Source organism: Aurantimicrobium minutum (assembly GCF_002355535.1).
Lineage (GTDB): Bacteria > Actinomycetota > Actinomycetes > Actinomycetales > Microbacteriaceae > Aurantimicrobium > Aurantimicrobium minutum.
On sequence record NZ_AP017457.1, the window covers coordinates 100,109 to 125,902 of the forward strand.

Annotated in this window: 24 protein-coding genes; 14 read left to right on the forward strand and 10 right to left on the reverse strand. The window is 55.2% G+C overall.

Going from position 1 to position 25,794, the window contains the following annotated elements; genetic code table 11:
* Positions 1 to 4 precede the first annotated feature (4 nt).
* Genes AUMI_RS00545 through AUMI_RS00555 form a run of 3 tightly spaced genes read left to right on the forward strand, consistent with a single transcriptional unit; the run spans position 5 to position 2,768 of the window.
* Positions 5 to 403, forward strand: coding sequence for a cytidine deaminase (locus tag AUMI_RS00545; protein WP_096380153.1), 399 nt, complete (start codon positions 5 to 7; stop codon positions 401 to 403).
* Entirely contained in the window at positions 403 to 1,650 is a 1,248-nt protein-coding gene (locus AUMI_RS00550; protein WP_096380155.1) for a thymidine phosphorylase, read from the forward strand. The genes AUMI_RS00545 and AUMI_RS00550 overlap by 1 nt, the downstream gene beginning before the upstream one ends.
* Positions 1,647 to 2,768, forward strand: coding sequence for an adenosine deaminase (locus AUMI_RS00555; protein ID WP_096380157.1), 1,122 nt, complete (start codon positions 1,647 to 1,649; stop codon positions 2,766 to 2,768). The genes AUMI_RS00550 and AUMI_RS00555 overlap by 4 nt, the downstream gene beginning before the upstream one ends.
* Here AUMI_RS00555 and AUMI_RS00560 read toward each other — a convergent pair.
* A complete protein-coding gene (locus tag AUMI_RS00560; protein ID WP_096380159.1) occupies positions 2,765 to 3,619 on the reverse strand; it encodes a purine-nucleoside phosphorylase in 855 nt (284 codons plus the stop codon). The two genes, AUMI_RS00555 and AUMI_RS00560, sit on opposite strands and share 4 nt — an antisense overlap.
* A 39-nt stretch (positions 3,620 to 3,658) precedes the next feature.
* Here AUMI_RS00560 and AUMI_RS00565 point away from each other — a divergent pair, with 39 nt between their 5' ends.
* Positions 3,659 to 5,095, forward strand: a complete 1,437-nt coding sequence (locus AUMI_RS00565) for an NAD(P)H-quinone dehydrogenase (RefSeq protein WP_096380162.1) — start codon at positions 3,659 to 3,661, stop codon at positions 5,093 to 5,095.
* Between the two features lie 66 nt (positions 5,096 to 5,161).
* On the opposite strand, the gene AUMI_RS00570 is transcribed toward AUMI_RS00565, so the two are convergent.
* Both AUMI_RS00570 and AUMI_RS00575 read right to left on the reverse strand, forming a co-directional pair.
* Positions 5,162 to 6,937 carry an acetyl/propionyl/methylcrotonyl-CoA carboxylase subunit alpha gene (locus AUMI_RS00570; protein ID WP_096380163.1) on the reverse strand — a complete coding sequence of 592 codons (1,776 nt, stop codon included), beginning with the start codon at positions 6,935 to 6,937 and terminating at the stop codon, positions 5,162 to 5,164.
* 87 nt (positions 6,938 to 7,024) lie between these two features.
* Positions 7,025 to 7,651 (reverse strand): Maf family protein, encoded by a 627-nt coding sequence (locus AUMI_RS00575; protein ID WP_096380166.1) that lies wholly within the window; start codon positions 7,649 to 7,651, stop codon positions 7,025 to 7,027.
* 34 nt (positions 7,652 to 7,685) lie between these two features.
* Between AUMI_RS00575 and AUMI_RS00580 the strand changes: the two genes are divergently transcribed.
* Positions 7,686 to 8,987 carry a class I SAM-dependent RNA methyltransferase gene (locus AUMI_RS00580; RefSeq protein ID WP_096383350.1) on the forward strand — a complete coding sequence of 434 codons (1,302 nt, stop codon included), beginning with the start codon at positions 7,686 to 7,688 and terminating at the stop codon, positions 8,985 to 8,987.
* On the opposite strand, the gene AUMI_RS00585 is transcribed toward AUMI_RS00580, so the two are convergent.
* Positions 8,988 to 9,203, reverse strand: coding sequence for a hypothetical protein (locus AUMI_RS00585; RefSeq protein ID WP_096380167.1), 216 nt, complete (start codon positions 9,201 to 9,203; stop codon positions 8,988 to 8,990).
* Positions 9,200 to 10,798 carry an acyl-CoA carboxylase subunit beta gene (locus AUMI_RS00590; RefSeq protein ID WP_371412353.1) on the reverse strand — a complete coding sequence of 533 codons (1,599 nt, stop codon included), beginning with the start codon at positions 10,796 to 10,798 and terminating at the stop codon, positions 9,200 to 9,202. Before AUMI_RS00590 ends, AUMI_RS00585 begins: the two co-directional genes overlap by 4 nt.
* A gap of 56 nt (positions 10,799 to 10,854) precedes the next feature.
* Between AUMI_RS00590 and AUMI_RS00595 the strand changes: the two genes are divergently transcribed.
* Positions 10,855 to 11,685: a biotin--[acetyl-CoA-carboxylase] ligase gene (locus AUMI_RS00595; RefSeq protein WP_231951760.1), complete on the forward strand. Its 831-nt coding sequence runs from the start codon at positions 10,855 to 10,857 to the stop codon at positions 11,683 to 11,685.
* A gap of 18 nt (positions 11,686 to 11,703) precedes the next feature.
* On the forward strand, positions 11,704 to 12,243 hold the full coding sequence (locus AUMI_RS00600) for a PH domain-containing protein (RefSeq protein WP_096380171.1): 540 nt from the start codon (positions 11,704 to 11,706) through the stop codon (positions 12,241 to 12,243).
* On the opposite strand, the gene AUMI_RS00605 is transcribed toward AUMI_RS00600, so the two are convergent.
* Both AUMI_RS00605 and AUMI_RS00610 read right to left on the reverse strand, forming a co-directional pair.
* Positions 12,240 to 12,992, reverse strand: coding sequence for a polyprenol monophosphomannose synthase (locus AUMI_RS00605; protein ID WP_096380174.1), 753 nt, complete (start codon positions 12,990 to 12,992; stop codon positions 12,240 to 12,242). The genes AUMI_RS00600 and AUMI_RS00605 overlap by 4 nt on opposite strands.
* Entirely contained in the window at positions 12,989 to 13,465 is a 477-nt protein-coding gene (locus AUMI_RS00610) for a GtrA family protein (protein WP_096380176.1), read from the reverse strand. The genes AUMI_RS00605 and AUMI_RS00610 overlap by 4 nt, the downstream gene beginning before the upstream one ends.
* 57 nt (positions 13,466 to 13,522) lie before the next feature.
* Here AUMI_RS00610 and AUMI_RS00615 point away from each other — a divergent pair, with 57 nt between their 5' ends.
* From AUMI_RS00615 to AUMI_RS00625, 3 genes are read left to right on the forward strand one after another with little or no spacing between them, the layout of a single operon-like run.
* Positions 13,523 to 14,650, forward strand: a complete 1,128-nt coding sequence (locus AUMI_RS00615) for a 5-(carboxyamino)imidazole ribonucleotide synthase (RefSeq protein ID WP_231951762.1) — start codon at positions 13,523 to 13,525, stop codon at positions 14,648 to 14,650.
* A gap of 16 nt (positions 14,651 to 14,666) precedes the next feature.
* Positions 14,667 to 15,167: a 5-(carboxyamino)imidazole ribonucleotide mutase gene (gene purE, locus AUMI_RS00620; protein WP_096380180.1), complete on the forward strand. Its 501-nt coding sequence runs from the start codon at positions 14,667 to 14,669 to the stop codon at positions 15,165 to 15,167.
* Entirely contained in the window at positions 15,164 to 16,546 is a 1,383-nt protein-coding gene (locus tag AUMI_RS00625) for an LCP family protein (RefSeq protein WP_096380182.1), read from the forward strand. The genes purE and AUMI_RS00625 overlap by 4 nt, the downstream gene beginning before the upstream one ends.
* Before the next feature lie 6 nt (positions 16,547 to 16,552).
* Here AUMI_RS00625 and AUMI_RS00630 read toward each other — a convergent pair whose 3' ends face one another.
* A complete protein-coding gene (locus tag AUMI_RS00630) occupies positions 16,553 to 17,800 on the reverse strand; it encodes an O-antigen ligase family protein (protein WP_148664029.1) in 1,248 nt (415 codons plus the stop codon).
* 31 nt (positions 17,801 to 17,831) lie between these two features.
* Positions 17,832 to 19,136, reverse strand: a complete 1,305-nt coding sequence (locus AUMI_RS00635; RefSeq protein ID WP_096380186.1) for an O-antigen ligase family protein — start codon at positions 19,134 to 19,136, stop codon at positions 17,832 to 17,834.
* A gap of 123 nt (positions 19,137 to 19,259) precedes the next feature.
* Here AUMI_RS00635 and manA point away from each other — a divergent pair, with 123 nt between their 5' ends.
* The 4 genes from manA (at position 19,260) to AUMI_RS00655 (ending at position 25,318) form a co-directional block, all read left to right on the forward strand.
* Positions 19,260 to 20,420 (forward strand): mannose-6-phosphate isomerase, class I, encoded by a 1,161-nt coding sequence (gene manA / locus AUMI_RS00640; protein ID WP_231951843.1) that lies wholly within the window; start codon positions 19,260 to 19,262, stop codon positions 20,418 to 20,420.
* A gap of 145 nt (positions 20,421 to 20,565) precedes the next feature.
* Positions 20,566 to 20,889: a WhiB family transcriptional regulator gene (locus AUMI_RS00645; protein WP_096380190.1), complete on the forward strand. Its 324-nt coding sequence runs from the start codon at positions 20,566 to 20,568 to the stop codon at positions 20,887 to 20,889.
* 111 nt (positions 20,890 to 21,000) lie between these two features.
* Positions 21,001 to 23,871, forward strand: coding sequence for a glycosyltransferase (locus AUMI_RS00650; protein ID WP_231951763.1), 2,871 nt, complete (start codon positions 21,001 to 21,003; stop codon positions 23,869 to 23,871).
* Positions 23,855 to 25,318: a DUF5719 family protein gene (locus tag AUMI_RS00655; protein ID WP_096380195.1), complete on the forward strand. Its 1,464-nt coding sequence runs from the start codon at positions 23,855 to 23,857 to the stop codon at positions 25,316 to 25,318. The genes AUMI_RS00650 and AUMI_RS00655 overlap by 17 nt, the downstream gene beginning before the upstream one ends.
* A 10-nt stretch (positions 25,319 to 25,328) precedes the next feature.
* Here AUMI_RS00655 and AUMI_RS00660 read toward each other — a convergent pair whose 3' ends face one another.
* Positions 25,329 to 25,763 carry a metallopeptidase family protein gene (locus AUMI_RS00660; protein ID WP_096380198.1) on the reverse strand — a complete coding sequence of 145 codons (435 nt, stop codon included), beginning with the start codon at positions 25,761 to 25,763 and terminating at the stop codon, positions 25,329 to 25,331.
* Positions 25,764 to 25,794 lie beyond the last annotated feature (31 nt).

Here is a 25,794-nt window from a genome sequence, read left to right on the forward strand (position 1 = left end):
ACTGATGAGTGCGCAGATTGACTGGCATGAGCTTCAACTCGAAGCTATCCGTGCCAGAGCATCTGCCTATGCCCCCTATTCAGAATTCCCTGTGGGAGCAGCAGCTGTGACAACCAGTGGTCGCGTCATTCGTGGTTGCAATGTTGAAAACGCCTCCTACGGCCATGCACTGTGTGCAGAGTGTGGAGTGGTGTCCGCCCTTCATGCTGAGGATGCAGGAGCAATCGTTGCGCTTGTAGTCGTGGATAAAGATGACCATCTGATTCCTCCCTGCGGCAGATGCCGGCAAATCTTGTTAGAGAACGCCACCAGCGATGCGGTGATCAAACTCCCCGCAGGTGAGGTGGCCCTGTCGAATTTGATGCCTTACCCATTCACCAGAGATAACCTGACGAACTCCTAGTGAAACCTCACACCCTCGCAGATGCAGTTGGCGCTTATGCTGCTGGAGATCTCAGCGACGAAGATGTGTTGCCTCTGCTTCGAGGCGTCTATGAAAAGGGACTCTCCCGGGAAGAAATCCGTGAACTCACCCACGCCATGATTGCCACAGGTTCCACCTTGAACTTTGACCAGGTGGGCAAACCTTTGGTGGACAAACATTCCACCGGTGGCGTGGGAGACAAAATAACTCTGATCCTCACACCCCTGATTGCCTCGTATGGGGTTGCGGTGCCACAGATTGCCGGCCGAGGCCTCGGGTTCACCGGCGGCACTATCGACAAACTCGAATCCATTCCAGGTTGGTCCGCAAAGCTTTCGCAAGCTCAGATGACATCACAGCTGGAAACAGTCGGGGCATTTATTGCCCGGGCTTCTTCAGACCTCGTCCCCGCTGATAAGAAGCTCTATGCGCTACGGGATGTTTCAGGGATGGTGGACTCTATTCCCCTGATTGCCTCCAGCATCATGAGCAAGAAAATTGCCTCGGGAGCACGCAACCTCGTCCTGGATGTGAAGTGGGGTCGTGGTGCGTTTATGCCAACTGTGGAGAAAGCTCGTGAACTGGCCGAGGTCATGGTTGCACTCGGGGAAGATGAGGGAGTTCACACAAGAGCACTCGTGACCAATATGAATGTTCCACTCGGGAATGCTGTGGGAAATTCGGTGGAGGTTCAAGAAGCCATTGGCGTACTTCGAGGTGGTGGCCCTGCTGAAGTCAGAGAGCTCACGGTTGTGCTCGCTCGAGAAATGTTGAGCATGGTTAACATCACGGATATTGATCCATCGCAGAATTTAGACAATGGCCTGGCTTGGGAAAAGTTTGAGCAACTCATAGCGGCACAGGGCGGAGATCTCCAAGCACACCTTCCCCAGGCACGTCATCAGCTCGAGATCGCAGCAGAACATGATGCTTACGTCACTGACATCAATGCTCGCACCGTGGCAGAAGCATCATGGATGCTCGGCTCAGGACGTAGCGCGGTGGGACAACAGATTGATTACGCCTCAGGAGTAGTGCTGCATGCCAAGCCTGGAGAACAGGTCCTGCCCGGTCAACCTCTGTTCACACTGCTCAGCAGTGATGAATCACGACTAAACCCCGCACGTGACAAACTTGTCACAGGTATTACCCTCGGCAACCACTCGGAAATAGTTGACTGGGGAAACCTCGTAACTTGCCGGATAACCTCAGAAGGAACCTCATGACTGACTCCTATTTCGTTGATGGAGTCGACGTGAGGATGCTTCCCAAAGTTTCGCTCCACGATCACCTCGATGGTTCGCTTCGACCAGAAACCATCATTGAACTGGCAGAAGCAGAAGGCATTGAGCTTCCCGTGCTCGATGCTGATGGACTCGGTTTGTGGTTTGCGGAGCAATCCAACTCTGGTTCCCTCGTGGAGTATTTGACGACCTTTGATCTGACCTGTGCTGTGATGCAAACTCGCGAAGGGCTTACACGCGTGGCACGAGAGTCTGTCATTGACCTGGCACGAGATGGTGTGATCTATGGAGAGCTCCGCTGGGCTCCTGAACAACACCTCACCGCTGGCCTCACGCTTGATCAGGTCGTCGAGTATGTCCAAGAGGGTATTGAGCAGGGCATCGTTGATGCCGCCGCTCAAGGCCAGATGATTCGCATTGGACAGTTGGTGACTGCCATGCGTCACGCAGATCGTTCGCTCGAGATTGCACAGTTAGCCGTGCGTCACCGCAACAACGGAGTTGTTGGTTTCGATATTGCTGGCGCAGAACTGGGATTCCCTGCATCTAAGCACAAAGCCGCCTTTGACTTTCTTGCTCAGGAACACTTCCCCGTCACCATCCACGCTGGCGAAGCAGATGGTCTGCCCAGTATTGAAAGCGCACTCTATGACGGTCGTGCACTGCGTCTTGGGCACGGCGTGCGCCTGGCAGAGGACATCACCATTGACGGATCGGATGCTGAGGCCACTTTCGTCACCCTGGGCACCCTGTCTCAATGGGTCAAAGATCGCGGCATCACACTAGAGCTCAGCCCCAGCTCAAACTTGCAAACCGGTGCTATCGCTGCCTGGGGAACAGACATTCTTGATCACCCCTTTGATCTTCTTTATCAGCTGGGTATGACCGTCACTGTCAACACCGACAACCGTCTCCAAAGTGGAACAACCTTGTCTAAAGAACTCTGGCTCGTTGCCGACGCGTTCTCTTATGGGCTCAGTGACCTGGAAGCATTCCAGCAGAATGCTGCTGCTTCTGCCTTCTTGCCGCTCGAGGACCGTGAGGCGCTCGCCGATGCCATAACTGAGGGTTTTATCGAAGCGGTGCAGAACTCTCGCTAGATTTTCTGCATAATCTGCGAAAGAAGCTTGCCAATGACGGGTTCTGCTGCCGCGCCGGTCTCGAGAACTTCCTTGTGAGACAGAGGGTGGTCGGAAATGCCGGCCGCAAGGTTTGTCACGAGAGAGAGCCCCAGGACATCCATTCCTGTTTGCCGTGCTGCGATTGCTTCTAAGGCAATAGACATTCCGACAAGGTCTGCGCCTAAACCACGCAGCATCTGCACCTCGGCGGGAGTCTCATATTGAGGTCCTGGAACCTGTGCAAGCACACCCTGGCCCAATGACGGGTCGACGCTGAGAGCAATATCGCGCAGGCGAGAACTGTAGACCTCAGTGAGGTCCAGATACTCGGCTCCCTCAACTGGGGTGGTTCCCGTCAGGTTGAGATGGTCTTTGATGAGCACTGGCGTTCCAGGTTTCCAGGCAGGGCGTATTCCACCCACACCACTGGTGAGAATCATGGTGGTGGCGCCTGTTGCTGCTGCGGTGCGAACGCTGTGCACAACACGGCGGACAAAACCGTGACGGCCTGTGCCCTCATACAAATGAGTTCTAGCGCCAATGACCAGCGCACGCTTGTTGTTCGGAAGGAGAACGCTGCGAATTGTTCCCAAGTGTCCAGGAATCCCTGAAGCACTGAAGCCGGTGATTTCTTCGGCGGGGATCTCCTCGGTTGTTTTGCCGATGAGGTCGACTACTGCGCCCCAACCAGAACCAAGTGTCAACGCGATATCGTGATGGCCAATACCGGTAGCGACCGCAATTTCGAACGCAGCCTGTTTCGCAATATCCGAAGGATTTTGCGTGGGATCTTCCAGTGGGTTGAAACCCCACTCACCAGAGCTGAGCATAACCAAAGCCTATTGCCCCTCTACTGGCAGAATGAGCGTATGTCTTTTGAGTTTGAACGTAAGCAGCGTATTGCGATTTTGGGTGGCGGCCCCGGAGGCTATGAGGCAGCGCTCGCTGCAGCTCAGCTGGGTGCTGAAGTCACCCTGATTGAACGCTCCGGTATTGGTGGCGCCGCCGTGCTCACCGATGTTGTTCCCTCGAAGACTCTCATCGCCACAGCTGAGTTCACCTCAACGCTGGAGCGCTCCTCTGAACTGGGTGTGACCTACTTCGTCACAGGTGAAGATAAGAAAGCTCAAAAGCCTGAGATTGCTATCAACCTCGCCACCGTCAACAAGCGTTTACTCAGCTTGGCTCACGACACTTCAGAAGACATGAAGCTAGCTCTCAAAGAAGCTGGAGTGAACGTTATTCCAGGCCATGGCCGTCTAGATGGCACCCATGCGGTTATTGCGTCAACCGGACCTGGCGGAACAGATTTTGATCGCGTTGAAGCAGACACCATCATCGTGTCGGTGGGGGCAAGCCCTCGCGTGCTGGAAACTGCGAAACCAGACGGTGAGCGCATTCTCACCTGGACGCAGCTCTACAACCTCACCGAACTTCCCGAACACATGATCGTGGTGGGTTCCGGTGTCACCGGTGCAGAGTTTGCTTCTGCCTACAGCTCATTGGGTTCTAAAGTCACCCTGGTCTCCAGCCGCGACACAGTGCTTCCTGGTGAAGACGCTGATGCAGCTGCGGTTTTGGAAGATGTGTTCGTCCGCCGCGGCATGACGCTGATGTCCAAGGCGCGCATGCAGAGTGTGGAGCGCACCGACACGGGCGTAATCGTGACTTTGGCTGATGGCAGAACAGTTGAAGGAAGCCACTGTTTGATTGCAGTGGGTTCCATTCCCAACACCGCAAACTTAGGGCTGGAAGATGCCGGGGTTGAACTCGATGACGCTGGGCGTATCGTGGTCAACCGTGTTGCTCGCTCGAGCGTGCCAAACATTTATGGCGTGGGGGACTGCTCTGCAGCACTGCCGCTAGCGTCTGTGGCCATGATGCAAGGACGCACCGCTGCCTTCCATGCTCTCGGAGATGCTGTCACCCCCTTTGACGAGCGCAACGTTGCCGCCAACATCTTTACTCAGCCTGAGGTTGCCTCGGTGGGGTGGAGCCAGGCAGAGATTGAACAGGGCATCATTCGAGGCACGATATATAAGCTTCCATTGACGGCCAACCCCCGCGCCAAGATGCAGGGTATTCGTGATGGTTTCGTCAAGCTCATCACCACCACAACTTCCCGCACGGTGATTGGTGGTGTGGTTGTTGCGCCCCGCGCATCAGAGCTGATCTTCCCTATCGCCCTGGCGGTAGAGCATCGCCTCACGGTCGACGATGTGGCGAAGTCCTTTGCTATCTATCCTTCGATCTCGGGAAGCATCGTTGATGCGGCTCGGGCACTCCACCAAGTGGAGCGCAAGTAGTAGCGACGAAAACATTAAACGTGTGAGGGCCCGCCAGATGGCGGGCCCTCACACGTTGTATGAAAGTTACTCGACGTCGTCGATGTTGAGCAGAAGGTGACCGCTGGAGACGGTCTGGCCCACTTCGGCGTTGACGCCAGAAATGATGCCGTCCTTGTGTGCTTCAACGGGCTGTTCCATCTTCATGGCCTCAAGAACCAAAATCAGATCACCCTTGACAACTTTCTGTCCTTCTTCGACGGCGATCTTCACAACAGTTGCCTGCATGGGGGCTTTCACGGCGGAACCGCTGGCGCCACCGACTGCGTGAGACGCAACCTTGCGCACGGGGGCAGGACCCTGTGTCGCCAAATCTGCTGCATTCGCGCGCAACAGTTTGGCAGGAAGGGAAACCTCGATACGACGGTCATCTACCTCGATGGTGACGTGTTGGCGCTTTGCCTGCGAGGGGGTTTCTTCCGCCTCACCACTCCACGGTTCGATGTCGTTGACGAATTCAGTTTCAATCCAGCGGGTGTACACCTGGAATGGCTTGTCACCCTCTGGAGCAAAAGCGGGATCACGCACAATCTTGCGGTGGAACGGAAGCACGGTGGGAAGACCGGCAACCTCGAACTCATCGAGTGCGCGACGTGAACGCTCGAGTGCTTCCTCGCGGGTGGCGCCGGTGACAATGAGCTTGGCCAGCAGAGAGTCGAAAGATCCAGAGATGACATCGCCTGCAGTAACACCAGAGTCAACGCGAACACCAGGACCGCCAGGGGCGCGGAAAACGTGCACAGGACCTGGTGCTGGAAGGAAGTTGCGCCCACCATCTTCACCGTTGATGCGGAATTCAAAGGAGTGGCCGGTCACTACGGGGTCTGGGTAATCCAGAACGCCACCTTCGGCGATACGGAACTGTTCACGAACGAGGTCAATTCCGGTGACCTCTTCAGAGACAGGGTGCTCAACCTGGAGTCGGGTGTTGACCTCGAGGAAGGAGACAGTGCCATCCTTACCAATCAAGAATTCACAGGTGCCGGCTCCGAGGTAGCCAACCTCTTTCAAGATGGCTTTGGATGCTCGGTATAGCTCATCGGTTTGTTCTTGAGTGAGGAATGGCGCGGGTGCTTCTTCCACGAGCTTTTGGTGGCGACGCTGGAGCGAGCAGTCTCGTGTGGAGACAACGACGACGTTGCCGTGAGCATCTGCAAGACACTGGGTTTCTACGTGACGTGGCTCATCGAGATATTTCTCCACGAAACATTCACCGCGGCCAAAGGCGGCGATGGCTTCACGGGTGGCGGAATCAAAGAGCTCCGCAACTTCTTCGCGGTTGCGTGCCACCTTGAGGCCGCGACCACCGCCACCAAAGGCAGCTTTGATGGCCACAGGGAGTCCATGGATGTCAACGAACTCGAGAACTTCTTCCGCGCCAGAAACGGGGTTGATAGTTCCTGGGGCAAGAGGAGCGCCCACTTTCTCTGCAACGTGACGAGCAGAAACTTTATCTCCCAATTGCTCAATAGCTTCGGGGCTGGGACCGATCCAGATCAGACCTGCATCCTGAACGCGGCGAGCAAAGTCTGCGTTTTCGGCAAGGAATCCATATCCGGGGTGAACAGCGTTAGCACCAGACTTGCGTGCAACGGCAAGCAGCTTGTCAATGACCAGGTAGGTTTCAGCGCTGGTGGTTCCATTGAGGGCGTATGCCTCGTCGGCAAGCTTGGCGTGTAACGCATCGCGATCCTGATCAGCGTAAACAGCGACGGAACCGATTCCATAGTCTCTGGCTGCTCGGATGATACGAACGGCAATTTCTCCACGGTTCGCAATGAGGACCTTTGTAATGCGCGACATAGCCTCCAGCCTAGTAAGGCATGGTGCAGTTCAGTTGGGCATCTTCAACAAAAAAGTGCGCGAGTCGTAGACGATGCCTACAACGACCTAGTTATTCCATAACTGGGGCCAGAACACTCCCAGTTGGTTTGCCATCCTGCGAACTGCAGGAACGGAGACACCGACCACGGTCGAGGGGTCTCCCTCAATGCGTTCAATGAAGGCAGCACCGAGGGAATCAATTGTGAATGCCCCCGCAACTTTCAGCGGTTCCCCCGAGGAAATATAGGCCTCAAGCTCCTGATCAGAAATATCTGCAGAGAATGTGACATCAGCAACGGTGACTTCGCCAATAGCTGAGCGTGTGCTGCCGCCGGTGTGGTCGATGAGCCAATGTCCGGAATACAACTTGCCAGTGCGACCACGTTGAAGCTGCCAGCGTTGCCAGGCAACATCGGGAGTGTGTGGCTTGCCATAGGTCACACCATCGAGAACAAAAGCAGAATCTCCGCCAAGAACCAGGCCATCCATTTCTGGTGTCAGAACAGCTTCAGCTTTAGCCCTCGCAAGTAAAAGCACCATGTCTTCGGGGGAGAGGGGGCCGCCGGCTTCTGCTTCCGCTGCAGCCACAGCGGCATCCTCGTCGACCTCGCTGGGGACAACCACCGGCTCAATACCCGAACTTCGCAAGGTGGCTAAGCGTGCCGGTGAGGTAGAAGCGAGGTACAAGCGCACGCGGAAGACCCTTCAGGTATGGAATGCTCGAATGATGGCACAGAGAACAACACCCAGAAATTCTTCCCCCCAGCGAGGTTCCGAGTTCGTGGGCACACTCTGTGAGCTCGACATTACCAACGTTGCTCATGGCGGTGTGTGTGTTGCCCGCCACGAGGGTCGTGTCATTTTTGTCGCAGATACGATTCCTGGCGAACGAGTTCTGGCACGCATCACGGATGCTTCGCAGAAAAGTTTCTGGCGTGCCGACACCGTCGAGGTACTCGAGGCTTCAGAACACCGCCAAGAACACATCTGGTCTGCTGCCAGTGTGCAGCGCGATCCTGCCCAGCGTGCCGGCGGTGCAGAGTTTGGCCACATGAACCTTGCGTTCCAACGCGAACTCAAAGCTTTTGTGCTGAAAGATTCACTCTCACGCATGGCCAAAATAGATCGTGATGTCGAAGTTGAGTCATTGCCTGGCGATAACGAATCACGGGGAACACAGTGGAGAACCCGCGTTCGGCTGCACGTCGATGCCGAGGGAAAAGTTGGACCCTATTCAGCTCGCAGCCACAACGTTATCGAAGTCGAAGATCTCCCTCTAGCAGCTCCACGCATTGCAGAGCTCGCTCCCTTCGGACAACGTGTTCAGGGCATTGACTTTATCGACCTCGTTGGGCCCACTGGTGATTCCGCGAGGGCAATTGCAGGCAATGTCGACACAGCAAAAAATAAGAAGCGTCCGGCGGCAGAACCCATCACCGAGATTGTGGGCACGCGCAGTTTTCAGGTAGACGTGCGCGGCTTTTGGCAAGTACACCGCCATGCTGCCTCCACACTCTCGGATGCTGTGAGCTCAATGGTTGACGAAGCACTCTTTGATCCTCGTGCAGCAAACCTTGATCTCTATGGCGGCGTGGGACTTTTTGCTGCCGCTGTAGGAGATCGTTTCGGGTCAACTACCCGCATCATCTCGGTTGAGTCTGATGAGATGGCAACCGAGTATGCCCTAGAAAATCTTGTCGATTGGGTTGGCGCACGAGCTGTTACCGCTCGCGTAGACCGTTATCTCCAGTCGGTACTACGAGATCTCAACGCAATCGAGAAGGCACGCTTCGAAGCAGCCACGATCATTCTGGATCCTCCGCGTGCAGGAGCAGGCAAGGATGTTGTGAACTCCTTAGCCGAACTCTCGCCTGCGCAGCTTGTCTATGTTGCGTGTGACCCCGTTGCGTTGGCTCGAGATGTATCTTTGCTGGCAGAACGCGGCTACCAACTCAAGGAACTGCGTGCCTTTGATTTGTTCCCGAACACGCACCACGTGGAAGCAATCGCCCACTTCATCAAGGGCTAATTAGCGACCGAAGTCCCAGCCAAAGCGACGGGAGCCACCCTTGATGTCTTCGCGGATTCCGCGTTGAGACTTTTGCCACGCGTTCATACCAGCGCCTTGAATCTCGTGCTCGATAGCGGACTCTTCTTCGATGTGTGCATCGAGAACAGCGAGCACGGCGGCTTTCTCCTCGGGGGTAACACCCCGAGTGAGGAAACGAACGTTGTCCAAGGTCATAGTGGGATGTTTCCGTGCTTCTTTGGAGGCAGTGAGGCACGCTTGCCGCGCAAAGCACGAAGAGCCTTGACCACAGCAACACGAGTTTGTGCCGGTTCAATCACACCATCGAGTTCACCGCGTTCAGCAGCCAAGAAGGGGCTAGCCACGTTGTAGGTGTATTCATTGGCCAGCTTGGTGCGCACGGCGTTGACATCCTGACCGGCTTCTTCAGCCTTCTTGATTTCACCGCGGTAAAGAATGTTCACAGCACCTTGACCACCCATGACAGCGATCTCAGCGGTGGGCCAGGCGAGGTTGATATCTGCACCCAGCTGCTTCGAGCCCATCACGATGTAGGCGCCACCGTAAGCCTTACGGGTAATCACCGTGACCAGAGGAACGGTTGCTTCGGAGTAAGCGTAAAGCAGCTTGGCTCCACGACGAATCACACCAGCCCACTCTTGGTCGGTTCCGGGAAGGTAACCAGGAACGTCAACCAACGTCAGGATGGGGATGGAGAACGCGTCACAGAAGCGAACGAAACGTGAAGCTTTTTCACCGGCCTCAATGTTGAGAGTTCCGGCCATCTGTGACGGCTGGTTTGCAACGACACCGACAGTGCGGCCTTCTACTCGAGCAAAACCGATAACGATATTGGGGGCAAAGAGTGCTTGAACTTCCAGGAAGTCTCCATTGTCAGCAATGCCACGAATCACTTCGTGAACGTCGTAAGGCTGGTTGGGGCTATCTGGGATCAGAGTGTTGAGCTTCTTGTCTTCGTCGGTGATCTCGAGTTCAACCTCGGACTCGTACACAGGAAGCTCGGCCATGTTGTTATCGGGCAGGAAGCCAACCAAGGTGCGGGCGTAGTCAAGAGCATCACTCTCGTCTGCTGCTAGGTAGTGAGAAACACCCGAGACAGTGTTGTGGGTCAGCGCACCACCGAGCTCCTCAAAGCCCACCTCTTCACCGGTGACCGTCTTGATCACGTCCGGGCCGGTCACGAACATGTGGCTGGTCTTGTCCACCATGATGACGAAGTCAGTTAGGGCTGGGGAGTACACAGCCCCGCCAGCAGCAGGGCCCATGATGATGGAGATCTGAGGAATCACACCCGATGCAGCGGTGTTGCGACGGAAGATTTCTCCGTACTTACCCAAGGCGACAACACCCTCTTGGATACGAGCTCCACCGGAGTCCAAGATGCCCAAGATAGGAACACCTGTCTTGATTGCCAGGTCCATCACCTTGATGATTTTTTCACCGGCTACTTCACCAAGAGATCCACCAAAAACGGTGAAGTCCTGCGAGTAGACCGCAACCTGACGGCCGTGGATAGTTCCGGTACCGGTCACAACAGCGTCACCGTATGGACGGTTCTTATCCATGCCGAAGGCGGTGGTGCGGTGACGCACGTATTCATCCAGCTCAACAAAGGAGCCGGGATCTAAAAGTTCTTCAATGCGTTCACGAGCAGTCATCTTGCCTTTGGCATGCTGCTTCTCTGCCGCTTTAGCACCGCTGTCAATAACCGCTTCGGTGTAGCGGGCCTTCAGATCGGCGAGCTTTCCAGCGGTAGTGAACGGGTCAATTGATTTCGCGTTTTCAGTCACGCTTTTCACTCTACTTGCCATAGGTATCGAAAAAGGGTTGGAGCTTCTCTACAAAAATGAAGTGGCAAACTGTTCTTATGGACCTTTCTTTGAGCACTCCTCTGACTTCACGCCTGATGTGGCTGGATGAAGTGGGCTCGACCAACTCTGATCTTGTTGCTCGAGTCAGTAGCGAGGAGGGCAGTTCGTGGCCGGACTTTTCCGTCATCGCCACCGATAACCAAGTTGCCGGCAAAGGACGCTTAGGTCGTGACTGGTCTGCACCTGCAGGAGCCTCACTCGCCGTGTCTGTGTTGTTGCGCCCACAAACTCCTGCAGGCAGACCACTGCCTCCAGAATCGTTGGGCTGGTTTGGCTTATTGGCTGGCTTGGCCCTGACCAGAGCGTGTAATTCTGTCCTTCCGACAGGGAAAAAGGCCATGATCAAGTGGCCCAACGATGTTTTGATTTCCGGCAGAAAAGTTTGTGGAGTTCTTAGTGAACTCGTCACTACGCCTGATGGCATGGCATTGGTTGTGGGTACCGGTGTCAACATTGCGCTCGCCGAAGACCAGCTGCCTGTCCCCACGGCAACCTCCCTGGCGATTGAAGGAGCCCACACATCCCTGGATGAACTTCTTGCCGCCTATCTCACCGAGTTTTCTCGCATCACCAAAGTCTTTGTTTCTGCTGCGGGTAATGTGCGCAATTCAGGATTGTTGGACCAGATTCGTGATGAATGCGACACGATAGGTCGCTCAGTTCGGGTGGAACTGCCCAGTGGCGAGAACCCGGTAGGCACCGCGATCGGCATCAACGAGGAAGGGTCACTGGTGGTGGAGATGGCCAACTGTGCCGAACCACTTGTGGTTTCTGCCGGCGATGTGACCCACCTGAGGGTGATCTAGCCTCCATAATTGCAAGTGATGTCCCAACCCACTGTTGCTTTTGACCCTGCCCCCACTGAGGCTGCCGAGCCTGTCGTCGTGCGCTTGCGCCGACACGGACGTGTTCTGTTCATGCCCACCATGGCATTGATTGGTATTGCCACCGCCTGGGGTTATTTCTCGATGGGGTTCCCCGAGTTTTGGATGACACTCACCTTCTGGCTTTTGAGTGCCCTCTTGCTCATTCTGTTGTGGGTTTTCCCACTGGTGACCTGGCTAGGTAACCGTGTCATCATCACCACCCGTCGCGTGATCATTTATCGAGGAATCTTCACCCGAACCCGCCAAGAAGTTCTCTTCGGTCGTATCCACGACGTGACGGTGAGACAAAACGCGGTGCAAGCAGTCTTCGGTGCCGGAGATTTACTGCTGAACACCGGAGCAGAAAAGCCCATTCGCCTCTACGATTTGCCCAAGGCAAACCTGGTGCTCTCAGCACTGACAGAGCTGGTTGATAAGCAATCCCCGCTGTCTGCGCAGCTGCGCCGTGATGATCAGCGCTTCACGCAGGACTACTAAACCGTCGAGGTTTTCTTCGCGCCAAAGCGGCGCTGCCAGCCCCAGCTGGTCACTCTGCGCATCGCCTCGAAAACGATGTGCTTGCTCATTTTCGACTGACCTACGGTGCGCTCGGTGAACTCAATTGGTAATTCCACCACGGTGTACCCGGCATCAAGCACCCGCAGCGTCAAATCAATTTGGAAGCAATATCCGTGAGAGTTCACTTCTTCCAGATGAATCCCTCGCAACACTTCTGCACGGAAAGCGCGAAAGCCTGCTGTGGAATCTTTGATCGAGATTCCTAAAGCCAGGCGGGCATAGGCGTTTGCTCCGCGGCTGAGAAGAAGCCGGTGAGCTGGCCAATTCACTACGGAACCACCTGTGACCCAGCGAGAGCCGATAGCAAGACCTGGGAAATGTGCACCCGGAACAGTCGGAGCAGACACCGCACCCAGTAAAGCTGGCAGGCGGTGTGCAGGGTGGGAACCGTCTGCATCCATTTCGACCAAAATCTCGAAACCACGCTCGAGCCCCCAGTCAAAACCAGCCAGGTAGGCATCACCTAAACCGGTTTTTTCACTGCGATGAAGCACGTGAACAAAAGGGTCAGCGCCGGCTAGAGCGTCAGCTTTGTGGCCCGTCCCGTCCGGAGAGTTATCGTCCACGATGAGAATGTTGGCCTCAGGGACTTCATGGCGAACAGCAGCAACGACCGTGGGCAGATTTTCAATCTCGTTGTAGGTGGGAATGATGACTAAGGCGCTCATCGCTTCACACTCCACACCCACCAACGATAAAGCGCAAAGCGCACAAGAGTGCCCAAGCCGAGGCCGATAATGTTGGCCGAAATATTGTCGGCTAGCAGCGAGTCAAAGCCGAGAACATAGTGCGTGAACCACAGCGTGGCCAGGGTGACCAACATCCCTGCGACGGAGGCTACGACGAATTCAACGAATTCCTTGGCAACATCTGAACGCTTATCACGGCGGAAGGTCCAGTAGCGGTTGCCCAGCCAGTTGACCACAATGGCGACCGAGGTGCTGATGAACTTTGCCACCAGGGGTTCCGACCACCAACCAGCACCGGAGAGGGAGAGTAGATTAAAGAGAGAAACGTCGACAACTAAGCCGACTAAACCGACCAGTCCGAACTTGACGAAGTAGCCCACCAGGCCCAGACGCAAGCGAGTAAACAGGCTCGGGGAAGCAGCGGGTGCAGATATCTGCTCCGATGTTGTCATGTTTCTCCCGGTGTATTGCACTTCACTAACCCGTTCAACCACGCGAAAGATGAGCTGTTGACAACTGTAGTTGGCGTTATAGGCGGCGGCCAATTGGCACGCATGATGGTGCCCCCAGCAATCAATCTTGGACTAGATATCCGGGTACTCGCTGAGAATGAGGGTTCTTCTGCGCAGATTGCTGCCACGCAGGTAGGCGACTACACCGATGTCGATACCGTCGTCTCTTTTGCCACTGACTGCGATGTCATCACCTTCGATCACGAACACGTTCCAGCTCACGTGTTGGCTGAGTTGATCTCGCGGGGAATAGCTGTACACCCCGGACCTCACGCGCTGCAATTTGCTCAAGACAAACTCCGCATGCGTGAACGGTTAGCAGAATTAGGCATCCCCGTTCCTGGCTGGATGCGTGCCTCGGAGGAAGCTCATGTGGATGCTTTCCTTCAGGAATGGGGCGGTAAAGCGGTGGCCAAAACTGCTCGCGGCGGATATGACGGCAAAGGTGTTCGCGTCATTACCTCTGCTGCCGATGTAAGCGATTGGCTAGAGAAACTCGGGCCGGGTGAATCCATCCTGCTGGAAGAGTTGGTTGATTTCCGTCGCGAACTTTCCCAGCTGATTGCCCGTCGCCCCAGCGGCGAGATGGCGTTGTGGCCTGTGGTGGAAAGCATCCAAACAGATGGTGTGTGCAGTGAAGTGATCGCTCCGGCGCCCCTGTCTCAGGGCAAGATTGCCGATATGGCCGGATCTATCGCTAGTCAGATTGCGGCAGAACTGGATGTCACCGGCGTCATGGCCGTGGAGCTGTTCGAAACAACCGACGATCGCATTCTGGTGAACGAACTTGCCATGCGACCGCATAATTCTGGGCACTGGACACAAGATGGCAGCACCACCAGTCAGTTTGAACAGCACTTGCGTGCAGTGTTGGATCTGCCTTTGGGTGCGACGGGTTTGACAGCACCTCATACGGTCATGGTCAACATTCTGGGGGGACCCTCCTCGGGAGATATGCTCGCTCCCTACCCTCGCGCTATGGCAGATCACCCCACCGTCAAAATCCACACCTATGGCAAGGAACCTCGGCCAGGACGCAAAGTTGGCCACGTGAACGCTAGTGGTGATGATTTGCCTGAGGTTGTGTATCAGGCGCGTGGCGCAGCAGGGTTCTTTCAGGTCTGAGCTCTACCCTTGAACAATGGCCGAAAAGCACGCACTAGTCGCCGTTGTAATGGGTTCTGACTCTGACTGGACAGTCATGAGTTCGGCCGCCAACGTTCTCAACGACTTTGGCATCCCCTTCGAAGTTGAGGTGCTTTCTGCGCACCGCACCCCCGAGAAGATGATTGCCTTCGGTAAGGCGGCAGCTGGTCGCGGTCTCAAAGTGATTATTGCTGGTGCCGGCGGTGCTGCCCACCTGCCTGGCATGCTCGCCAGTGTGACACCACTTCCTGTCGTGGGCGTTCCTGTCCCTCTGGCCAAACTTGATGGCATGGATTCACTGCTGTCTATCGTTCAGATGCCCGCTGGTGTCCCTGTTGCCACGGTGTCTATTGGCGGCGCAACGAATGCGGCACTTCTGGCCGTCAAGATTTTGGCAACCAGTAACCCAGAGCTCCTTAAGGCTGTTGAAGCATATGCTGCAGGCCTCGCTGATCTGGTCGAAGAAAAGAACGCGGCGCTCCAGTCTCAGCTATGAGTCAAACCAGTCCTCTGCGTTATCCCGACACCAGTTCGCAAAAGGTGATGACCACGCGTGCGTGGTGGTTAGTCATACTCAATTTCCTGATCCCCGGATCTGTTCAAGCTCTGGCAGGAAATAAGCGTCTAGGAAAGATTGGTCTGGGCGCCACCCTCACGCTAGTTGTTTTTGCCGCGCTGGTTCTTGTGTTGGGATTGCTCTGGCCAACGGCTGTGTTCTTTATCTTCACCTGGGGGCCGACCCTTTTTGTGGGACAGATTGCTCTGTTCTTTTATGCCATTTTGTGGCTGGTACTTACTTTGGACACCCTGCGGCTAATTCGCATCGTCAAAACGGGACCTCGTGCAAGATGGTGGGTTGCCAGTGTGACGGTCGTCATGATGGTTCTCGTTTCTGGTGGCGCTGCATATGCTGCTTCTCTGACTGGAAGCCTCAACAGTGCACTGGGCAAGATTTTCGTGGCGGGTCCAAGTGTCCCTCCCGTTGATGGTCAATACAACTTCCTCCTCCTCGGTGGCGACGCTGGTGAAGATCGTGACGGCTTGAGAACAGACACCGCACAAGTTGTCAGCATTAATGCTGAAACAGGGCAAGCAACCATCATCGGTATGCCACGTGATCTGCAGAACGTCCCCTTCAATCAAGACTCACCCATGTATTCGCTCTACCCTGGTGGCTACAGCCAGGAAACTGGCGAGTACTGCACCCGCTGGGCATGTTTGAACACGGTCTATGTTGCCGGTGAGCTCAATCACCCTGACCTATATCCCGACGCAGCTGCAAACGGTAGCTCACCCGGAATTGAAGCCATGCGTGATGCAGCGGAGGCCATCACTGGTCTAGATATTCAGTACTACGTCCTCATTGATATGCAAGGGTTGCAAAACCTCATTGACTCACTCGGTGGTGTCACTATCACCGTTGAGGAGCGCATCGCTATTGCTGAACCAGGAACACCTGAGGATCAGGTTCCTGAGTGGATTGAAATCGGTGAGCAACACATGGATGGCTACCACGCCATGATGTACATGCGTTCTCGCTGGTCTGGCACCGGTGACTATGACCGTATGAAGCGTCAGCAGCAGGTTCAAGAAGCATTGCTTCGCCAGATGAACCCCGCCAACGTGTTGGCAAAGTTCCAGGAGATTGCTGCCGCAGGAACGCAGGTTGTGAAAACGGATATTCCACAGTCCATGCTCGGTTACTTCGTTGATCTTGGTTTGAAGACCAAGGAACTTCCCGTGACACACATTGAACTCACTCCGTATTACGAGCCATTCCCTGTGGACACCGAATACCCTGACTACCCCGGTATCAGAACATACATTGACTCGGTAATCCACCCACCAACGCCAACAGCTACCCCGACTCCTTAGCTGGTGTTACTCAGTACGTCGCCAGCTCAGTTCCGCTGAGCTGCGGGCGACAATCAGTACAACAAGGAACCAACCCCACTCGGTGATTCCTGCACTTTCTGCCAGGCCGGACACCAGCAGTGCCGAGAGCACCAGTGGCGCCCAAATATAGAGTTCACTCTTCTTGGTCACAGCGAGCGTCCAACTGCGCACAAAAGCAAAGCCAATAAGAATGAGGAATAAGGCCAGGCCAACAATTCCTAGTTGGAGCCAAACGTCCAGGTAAATGTTCAAACCTGAATCATGAATGTCACCACTGCTGGAATTCATCACGGTGAACGGCTGTGTTTTGCGAGGCCATAACCCAACCCAACCCCAGCCTTCCAAGAGTTTCATCTTGGCCAGGCGTAATTCTTCAGACCAGAGCGAGAGGCGATATTGCAGCACGGGGGAGCCACTAAGCCACTCCAGTACTGAGTTCCGGATAGTCCACACCACAAGCATGAACACACCTAGAGCACTGACAGCAGCTATCTCGGTACCCCGGCGCAGGCCAGGTTCCATCTTGCGCAATAGGGAAATAAAACCTGCGAGCAGCACAACAATCAATGCTGTGACAAAACCAACAGGAGATGCCCCCAACACCACACACACTGCAGATCCTGCCAACGACCACAACGCAAGCTGTCGTGACACAGATTGGGTGCGCCACTCAATAAAGAACGTGATGGCGGCGATGAGCGAAATCATGATGAACGCATTGCGTGAACCAAAGATTCCTTGAATACCCGAACCTGAAACGAGGTTGCCTTTGATGCCTAAGAATGTGATGGGGCTATCAATGAGCACTCCGGCAATAATCTCTAAGACCAGCGAGGTCGCCAAAAATACTCTCAGCACATCCCCAACTGCACGAATGAGTTGGATCGTGTCACGGGAAGCAGAGATTCCTAATGCAAGGGCCGTGAAACTAATCTGAGATGCCAACCCAATTGCGCTGGCACGCGGATAGTAGGACCAGAACCAGCTGGCGATTGTCCAGGCAAGGAACACAGCCAAGGTGATCGGGACAAACACATTCCACCGCACCACTCGACGGCGTGCAATCAACATGAACGTCAGCAACACAAGCTCAGCTGCAATGAGAGCCGTCAGCCCAGCAGTTCCTAAAAGTGCCCGCAGTGCATGCGTGCCGAAGGCTGTTCCGATGAGGATCAGGCTGAGCGCTTGAGCAAAACGGGCGTGAGAAAAGAAAGCGTAGGCTGCTTCAGCCACAGGGGAGTGAGTTTCTTTCACAGTCCAGGCCTTAGCGCAAAGCTTTCGTGATGCGTGTGGGAACCATCACCGTCAGCGACAACGCCACCACTAGTGCCCAACCGGATTGAACAATGAGTTGGCTCTCAGCAAAGCTCTGCGTGAGCAAGGCGGCCGTGATCAATACGGGAACAAGAGAGTTAGCACTGTACGGGCGTTCTTCAACCAAATCCCAGCGGGGGCGGTCTACGGCAATAAACCAGGACCGCCACAACAGTCCAATCATGGCAAACGCCAGAGCAATCACACCGATATAGCCAACCTGAAGCCACACGTCTAACCACGTGTTGTGTGCTTGCAGGTAGTGAACTCCGTTGTGCACGGCCAAGTTGTTGAAGGGTTCAAGCCAGGGAACCCAGGGGCTAAGCCAACCCCAACCAAAGATGGGTCGTTGCTGAGCTAGCTCGGCCACCGCTGCCCAGGTGTCACTGCGGCCGGTCAGATCTTCACTCTTGCCCAGCAGGCTCAGAAGGAATCCTTGGGCGAAGGTGATGAAGGCCGCAGCGACGATCACTAATCCTGCGGCAGTGAAATACACGGGGCGACGTTTACTTTGCGGAACCGCTCGTGCCCACAGCGCAAACAAAGCGACAACCATCACCACAACGAGTGCAATGAGGTCCGTTGCTGATCGGGTGAATGCGATTGTGAACAGGGAGAGCCCAACCCAGATGAAACCCCAGCTTCGCCACACAGTTTTGTCTGCCAATTGGACAAAGAAGATGATGAGAGCGATAACTGCAATGAAACCGAGCTGGTTACGGTTTCCCACTATCCCTTGGATGGGCCCACCTTCAAACAGCAGGTTCCGACTCCATTGGTAGACAGCAGGGATTTTTCCTTCGCTGATATCTACCCACACCGGATAAATCGCGTGACCGACAAAAACGGCAACCCACAGCTCAAAGACCAGTGATAGACCGAGTATCCAACGCAGGGTTGTTCCTAGGGCACGGACAAAATCACCCCAGGGCAAGGTCAGGGCAATACCCACACCAGCAATCGTGACCTCAACAAAGGGCCACAACGTGAGAGCAGTGTTGGGTGGTGAATACGCCCACAGCATGGATGCCACCGCCCACAATGAGAAGAATGCCAGCCAGAACGGGATGCTTCTCCAGTGAATAAGGTGACGAGCACGGAAGATGACCACGATATAAATCAGCGTCAAAACGACGCTGAGGCCCATGAAGATATCCCAACCAACCAGGTTGCGAATAGCTTCCCCGGCAAAGAGCATGAACAGCGCAACGACGGCAAGGCCAGTCTTAGCTTTTCTATATTCTTTGGCGGGCATGTATCAAGGCTAGACGAAGTAACGAACGGATGCGCAGTGCTGTTCTAGGCAGGGACTCGCTTTGAGAATTGTCAGGAAGTCTCCAGCCCGAAATTCGGGCCAGAAACTAGGCTCACTTATGTGATGATTCGAGTCGATAACACTCCACGCGACTATGCCTGGGGCTCGTTGACCGATATTGCTGAGCTCAGGGGAGTAGAGCCCACCGGAAAGCCAGAAGCAGAATTGTGGCTGGGCACACATCCAGGCTCACCCACCCAGATTGTTGACATGGCAGAGGCCGATGGCGCAAGAACCATTGCAGATTTTCTTACCCAAAGAGGTGACGCACCGCTGCCATATCTGCTGAAGATACTGGCTGCAGCGCACCCACTGTCTATTCAGGCACACCCTTCACCAGATCAAGCACGTGAGGGATTTGCCCGCGAAAACACGGCAGGTATTGCCCTGAATTCACCGGTACGAAACTACAAAGACGACGCCCACAAACCTGAGTTAATCTTTGCCTTGAGCGAGAGATTTGAAGCTTTGTGCGGGTTCAGATCAATAAGTGACACTGTTGCTGAGCTGGAGCGTCTCGCTGCAGCGAATGCGCAAGCCTGTTCTCCCACCTCGGCACTGACCGATTTTTCACAGCAGCTACTTGATCGAGGTGATCAAGCACTTGCCTGGGCTATTGAGTGGGCATTGAGCGGGGAGAACGCACGCGCCCTGGTGTCCGAGATTTCTACCGCCGGTGCACTGACCAAAGACGAGCTGCTCATCGAGCTTGCTCGTGACTACCCCGGAGACCCCGGCATCGTGGTTGCTTTGCTTCTTAATCGTGTGACACTGCGCCGAGGCCAAGCACTGTATTTGCCCGCTGGAAATATGCACGCTTACATTCGAGGCCTGGGTATCGAGATCATGGCTGCCAGTGACAATGTCCTTCGTGGAGGTCTCACCTCAAAGCATGTTGATGTTCCGGAGTTGCTCTCTGTCGCCAAGACTGATGTGCTTCCTGTGCCCTTGCTTGAAGCAGTTCAGGTGAGCCCTGGTGTTGACATCTTTGAACCAGATGTTCCTGATTTTTCTCTGGCACACGTCCATCTCGAAGGCGACATCTCGCAGACGCAAGCCATTGTGTTACTCCGTCACGCAATTGTTACGTGCACCTCAGGAAAGCTCATCATCACCGGACATGAGTCCGATATTGAATTGTCTCAAGGGCAACATGCCTTTATTTCTGCGGAAGAACAGGCAATTACGGTCCGTGGCGTCGGCGAACTCTTCATCGCGCTTTAGGGGATATCCCCCGATTTTCACGCAAACTCTCCAGCGCGTCTTCAAAGTTTCAATATCTGGACTTGACGTTTACGAATGACAACGGTGTAATTACATAGACACGCCATGGTGGCGTGCGGAAGAGACACCGGGGTGGGAGTTCTTTATGGCACCGGAATATCGCGCAAGCGTTCCAGAGAATTGGTTTGTTGATCCAGTTCGTTTGGGAGTTCCAGGAACCCCTTCTTCTCGCAACATCGACCTCGATGACAACCCTCTCGCGTGGCAGGCTGACGCACTGTGTGCACAGACTGACCCAGAATCTTTCTTCCCTGAAAAGGGTGGTTCGACCCGGGATGCAAAGAAGATTTGCACCTCGTGCGAAGTTCGCAGTGAATGCCTCGAATATGCGCTGTCTAACGATGAGCGATTCGGCATTTGGGGCGGCCTGAGTGAGCGTGAGCGTCGCAAGCTGCGTCGCCGCGCATAACGCGTTCGAAGAAGTAGTTCTTTCCAAGCCACGCCCACCCATTTGGGTGGGTTTTTGGCATCCCCTGCCTAGGCTGTGGGGAGGATGAAAACGAGAGTTACAGCGGTAATCGTGGCGCGCCAAGGAGGCGAGCATCTTGCGCGAACCCTCGATGCACTCTCGAAGCAAACTCGTCAGCCAGATGTCATTCTTGCGGTGGATAATTCCCCCAAACAAAATGCGTCAGCACAGTTTCAAGCCTTCGGGGTAAGCCAAGTTCTTGCGGGTAAAGGACGCCTGAGTTTTGGGGAAGCACTCGATGTTGCTGCCCGAGCATTTCCAGCTGTAACTGGGCCAGATGATCTGCTGTGGTTCTTAGCCCAAGACAGCGCTCCAGAGCCCACAGCCCTGGCTGAACTGATTGGTGCTCTTGAAGTAGCCCCCTCGGTAGCTGTTGTTGGTCCGAAGCAAATGGATTGGGATCGTCCCGACTACATCCGTGAATACGGTTTGACGTTGGCTCAAGGCGGCCGAACCATTTCTTTAGTCACCGATGAACTTGACCAGGCACAACATGACCAGATGAGTGATGTCATGGGTGTTGGGGGCAACGGCATGCTCGTTCGTCAGCAGGTCTGGAGTGAACTGGGCGGATTCGATCACCAGCTGCGCGTTGTTGATGACGCCCTCGATTTTTGTGTTCGCGCCCGTCTAGCAGGACACCGCGTTTCGGTCGTCCCCACAGCACGCGTGCTCAACGCCGGAGATGGCGTTATTGGTGCTGTGGGAACTGACAGCTACCGCGCTCGCAAAAAGCGTGCACGTCAGTACCGCTCCGCAGAGCTTTATCGTCGCCTGGTTTACTCCGGTTCTGGAATGTTGATGTGGCACTGGCTGGCGTTGATGCCGGCTGCAGTAATTCGCTCCCTCGGTCAACTATTGGCAAAGCGTCCTGGTGCTGTTTCCGGCGAATTCCGCGCCGCTCTCTTTGCTGCATTCTCGGGAGGAGCAGTCGGTCGGGCACGCAAGAACATCAAGCGCATCCGACAAGCGCCCTGGTCTGCTTTAGCACCCTTACGCATTTCCCGCGCTGATGTTCGTCGCCGGGAATCTCTTGCGCGAGAAGCAATACAGATCCGCATGCACGGTGAAAAGAAGCCACTGCATTTCTTCTCTGGGGGTGGAGCCTGGGTCACCCTCATCTTGACGATTGTGTCCATTGGTGCTTTCTCCACCCTGGTGGGGGCCAACGCTATTTCAGGTGGCGCACTTCTTCCTTTGGGTGCGCAGGTCTCAGATCTCTGGGCACAAACACTATGGGGTTGGCGCGAAGGCGCATTTAGTATCGTCGGTCCAGCTGACGGCTTCTCGGTTGTGGTTGCCCTTCTCGGAACTCTTACCTTCTGGCAGCCTTCGTTCTCGTTAGTGTTGCTGTGGTTCTTAGCCATGCCCCTGGCAGGTCTCGGTGCTTGGCTTCTTGCCGCAAGACTCACACAGCGGGCAGGCATTCGCGCTTTTATCGCTGTCGGTTATGGGCTGAGCCCCGCACTTTTGGGAGCACTTCATGATGGCCGCCCTGCCGCCGTGATGACGCACATTCTGCTGCCCTTCCTCTTTTTTGCTGGTATTCGTGCCGCCCGCTCGTGGTCTGCTTCTGCAACAACGGCACTGTTGTTTGCCGCAGTGGTGGCATGCTCACCCTCCTTGGCTCCAGCTCTGCTGGTGGTCTGGATCGGAACTTTGTTATTGACCGGTAGGTATGTGCCACGGTTCTTGGCCCTCCCCATTCCTGCAGCAGCGCTAGTTGCACCCATCGTGGTGATTCAAGTTTTTGGCCTGAATCTCTTTGGGCTTGCTGCAGATCCAGGACCAGCTGCAGCCAGTGCTGTTGCGCCCCACTGGCAGCTCGCTCTCGGCTTCCCCACCGAAGGCCTTGGAGGTTGGTTGCAAGCTGCCAGTTTCCTTCCTTGGGCTAATCCGGTTGCCAGCGTCTGGGTCGCCATCTTGGTGGGCGTCCTTGTCGCGTTGGCTTTCGTGGGCCTGTTCTCGCAGTACCCCATCCGGGCGCAGCTTGCTGTTGCTGTGATGGTGCTGGGTATTGTCACTGCTGTATTCGCTTCAGGCTTGCAGGTGTCTTTCAACGGGTCAGTGCCGGTCAATGTGTGGCCAGGCAGTGGTTTGAGCCTGGCGTGGCTGGGATTGATTGTGGCAGCAGGTACAGGCGCCTCTATCCTTCGGCGCTTCTCCTACTTCCCTGCCCTGGCCGGTATCGCTGCCGTGTCCCTTTTGGCTCTGCCCGCGTTGGCTGCATCGAGCCTGGGTAACTCTCGTGTGGCCCCCAGCAACGGACAAACACTTCCTGCCTATGTTGTTGCCCAAGCAGCCATATCTCCTCAGGTGGGAACCCTCGTCCTCACGCCACAACCTGACGGTGGTCTGGGCTCGGTGTTGGTGCGCGGGACCGGCATGACCTTGGAAGCTACTTCCACCTTTGTCACCACGGGTGCCGGTTTTGCTGCCCAGGAGAAGCTTCTTGCCGAGACCGTGAGCAACCTCGCATCGGTCAGCGGCAATGATTCAGCCAAAGAACTCACTGCGCTGGGTGTGGGCTTTGTTGTTCTCACTGATCCTCTTGCCGAACTAGGGGAACAGCCCACACCTCAGTCCCAAGCGATGTCTGCTCGAGTGAAAGCAACCTTGGATGCCAATGCGGGTATTGAGATTGTGGGAAATACAGATGCAGGTTTGCTCTGGCGTTACCCCGGTTATTCCCCCGACGCAGTTGCTCCTCTGCAATCGGTTCTCCCGGTTGAACCATGGCGCATCATCATCGGTTCCGTTCAGGGCCTCATTATTCTTTTGACGCTCCTGCTCGCCATTCCCACCGGAAGCGTCATGCTCGATGCACGCCCCAAGCGCTATCTGCCCGGCTTGATTGAAAGCGAAGAGGAACTTGCCTCGATAGACCCGTTGGCAGGTGATCAAGATGACGAACAAAACTAAACTCGTCCGCGCTGGTGTAACCGGTGTCACCGGAATTGTGAGCGCTGGGGCTGTAGCTCTGGGAATTGTTGCCCTCGTGACGGTGCCGATTCCAGGCTTTGTGGGAACACCACCAGCGTTGAGCATTGCCCCTGTTCCTGCTGTGCAGCAGAGAGTGTGTCCTGGTCCTCTCGTAGATGTTCTCTCGCGAGGAACTGCAGCCATTACGTTCATTTCAAATGGTCAGCCTGAATATGCACAAGCCTCGAGTGTAGACAATTTTGATAATTCGTGGCTAAACGCACCAGATAACCAAAGCGGTGTTGTTTATGGCGCACCACAGGTTATCTCTGTGCCGCCTGCCGCTAGCGCAGAGCAGGCGCCTCTGCTTGCAGGAAACCAGGAACAACTCCTGGTAACAGAATCTCTTTCTGGTTTGGCTGCTGCGGCGTGTACAGAGCCAGCTAATGATTTGTGGCTTGTGGGTGGTTCGACGGAGGTTGGTCGCACAACACTGGTGATGTTAGCTAACCCCACGGATGTCACAGCCACTGTCACTCTGGAAGTGTTTACCGAGAATGGCTATGTTGAGGCGGCCAACTCTGACGGAATCATAGTTGAACCTGGGGAGCAACGTATCGTCTCACTTGCAGGGTATGCGCCCGATGTGTATTCACCTGTTGTGCGGGTGATGAGTAATGGAGGCCAAGTCCTCGCCAGCTTGCAGCAATCGGTTACACGCACCCTCGTTCCTTCCGGTGTTGAATGGGTTGTTCCCGGAGCTGGACTTGCAACACAGCAAATCATCACGGGAGTGTTTGTCACCGGTCAGGCTGATCACGAACGATCAGAGATTGGTGACGTGATCAGCGACCTTGATCCGGGTATCCGCGTTGTTGCTCCCGGTGACAAAGACAGCAAAGTCACGGTCACTCTGCTTTCTAGCACAGGAGAAAAAACAGAATACTCAGCCCAGCTCAAAGCAAAGAAAGCAGTCCAGCTGCCTCTCACCGGCATTGAAGATGGCACCTACACCGTGATTGTCACCAGTGAGCAGCCCATCGCAGCTGGTGTTCGAACAGTCCAGGATTCCCTCACGGATGCCACTGCTGCCCCAGGCACCCCCATTACTGGCGGTGACTTCGCGTGGATGAGTTCCAGTTCTTTCCTCACTGATGAAATCTTGATTCCTATCCCACAAGGAACCGCTCCGACGGTGACCTTCTACAACCCAGGACGCGACACAGCTGAGGTAACCCTGTCTACTCAAGGTCAAAAAGACATCGTGCTGAGCGTGAAAAAAGGTCAGATGGTGACTACTCCTTTGATGGCAGCCACCAACTACACCGTGACCGGCGCCACAGGCTTGCTGGGTGGACTCAGCTTCAGTGGTCCTGGCCTTGGTTCAGCCATCGCATTGAACCCAGCTAACGTGCTCGGTTCTCCCATCACGGTTTATCCTCGCTAATAAGATCTGCTTAGGGGCGTAAGCGTTCTGGGCCTAAATCCCAGGGGTCTTTGCCTAACAACTCGGCCACGGCCCGAAAGACAACACTTTCGACCATCATCTGGCGGTGGAGTGCATCGTCTTTGTGCAGTTTGCTCATGCGTTGAATCGGCACGCGATAGAGCACTATTCGCCGGCGCTCGTGATCAACCTTCCAGCGCTCCACGACACCGTTAACGGATACACGAGGGGGTGTGGGCGCCACATCGAAATGTACATCTGCTAATTCTTCCGCCCACATACTGCGTAAATAATCAACCGTGTGTGCCACGGTCATCATGAATGTTTCATACCGCCCCCGCAGTTGGGGAAGGTGGGGGCCCGTCACCGGGCCGCGCATTCCGCGGCCATGACGGTCACGACTAAGTCCCCTGTTGGGCACTGAGGTCGCAAACGGGCTATCCATGCGCCCATGTTAGCTCTTCGGTAACCTGAAC

Excerpts from the sequence above, each read along its gene's own strand:
- AUMI_RS00545 (WP_096380153.1), top strand. The coding sequence starts at position 5 with ATGAGTGCGCAGATTGACTGGCATGAGCTTCAACTCGAAGCTATCCGT.
- AUMI_RS00555 (WP_096380157.1), top strand. The coding sequence starts at position 1,647 with ATGACTGACTCCTATTTCGTTGATGGAGTCGACGTGAGGATGCTTCCC.
- AUMI_RS00560 (WP_096380159.1), bottom strand. The coding sequence starts at position 3,619 with ATGCTCAGCTCTGGTGAGTGGGGTTTCAACCCACTGGAAGATCCCACG.
- AUMI_RS00565 (WP_096380162.1), top strand. The coding sequence starts at position 3,659 with ATGTCTTTTGAGTTTGAACGTAAGCAGCGTATTGCGATTTTGGGTGGC.
- AUMI_RS00570 (WP_096380163.1), bottom strand. The coding sequence starts at position 6,937 with ATGTCGCGCATTACAAAGGTCCTCATTGCGAACCGTGGAGAAATTGCC.
- AUMI_RS00580 (WP_096383350.1), top strand. The coding sequence starts at position 7,686 with ATGGCACAGAGAACAACACCCAGAAATTCTTCCCCCCAGCGAGGTTCC.
- AUMI_RS00585 (WP_096380167.1), bottom strand. The coding sequence starts at position 9,203 with ATGACCTTGGACAACGTTCGTTTCCTCACTCGGGGTGTTACCCCCGAG.
- AUMI_RS00595 (WP_231951760.1), top strand. The coding sequence starts at position 10,855 with ATGAAGTGGCAAACTGTTCTTATGGACCTTTCTTTGAGCACTCCTCTG.
- AUMI_RS00600 (WP_096380171.1), top strand. The coding sequence starts at position 11,704 with ATGTCCCAACCCACTGTTGCTTTTGACCCTGCCCCCACTGAGGCTGCC.
- AUMI_RS00605 (WP_096380174.1), bottom strand. The coding sequence starts at position 12,992 with ATGAGCGCCTTAGTCATCATTCCCACCTACAACGAGATTGAAAATCTG.
- AUMI_RS00610 (WP_096380176.1), bottom strand. The coding sequence starts at position 13,465 with ATGACAACATCGGAGCAGATATCTGCACCCGCTGCTTCCCCGAGCCTG.
- purE (WP_096380180.1), top strand. The coding sequence starts at position 14,667 with ATGGCCGAAAAGCACGCACTAGTCGCCGTTGTAATGGGTTCTGACTCT.
- AUMI_RS00625 (WP_096380182.1), top strand. The coding sequence starts at position 15,164 with ATGAGTCAAACCAGTCCTCTGCGTTATCCCGACACCAGTTCGCAAAAG.
- AUMI_RS00635 (WP_096380186.1), bottom strand. The coding sequence starts at position 19,136 with ATGCCCGCCAAAGAATATAGAAAAGCTAAGACTGGCCTTGCCGTCGTT.
- manA (WP_231951843.1), top strand. The coding sequence starts at position 19,260 with ATGATTCGAGTCGATAACACTCCACGCGACTATGCCTGGGGCTCGTTG.
- AUMI_RS00645 (WP_096380190.1), top strand. The coding sequence starts at position 20,566 with ATGGCACCGGAATATCGCGCAAGCGTTCCAGAGAATTGGTTTGTTGAT.
- AUMI_RS00655 (WP_096380195.1), top strand. The coding sequence starts at position 23,855 with ATGACGAACAAAACTAAACTCGTCCGCGCTGGTGTAACCGGTGTCACC.
- AUMI_RS00660 (WP_096380198.1), bottom strand. The coding sequence starts at position 25,763 with ATGGATAGCCCGTTTGCGACCTCAGTGCCCAACAGGGGACTTAGTCGT.